Annotated in this window: 1 pseudogene; it reads right to left on the bottom strand. The window is 49.8% G+C overall.

Annotation, left to right across the window (positions count from 1 at the left end):
- Window positions 1–293, bottom strand: a pseudogene (locus GQS58_RS16910) (IS5/IS1182 family transposase); the annotation flags it as partial.

The raw sequence follows: 293 nt of genomic DNA on the forward strand, positions 1-293 counted from the left end.
TGAGGGGCTGACGAACAGGCATTCCCAGTCCGATAACTTTGTTCATCAACTTGACACCGGCCAAGATCTCACCGACTTGGCCGGTGTATTTTCGTAAGATCAGGGTCGGGCTCAACAGTTGTTTGTCTCGAGACATGGTGGTCTCTGCTAATGAACGTTGATGGTAGCCTGATGCCGTTTTCCATTCCGCCAATTGACCTGATTTCAGCGCAGCAACGGCGTCATTTATTGGGTGTACTTCCTCCTAGTACTTGGCCTTTTTACGCGGTGGTATGGTGGCAATACTACCTTTC

The organism is Polaribacter sp. 11A2H (assembly GCF_011379025.1).
Classification (GTDB): domain Bacteria; phylum Bacteroidota; class Bacteroidia; order Flavobacteriales; family Flavobacteriaceae; genus Polaribacter.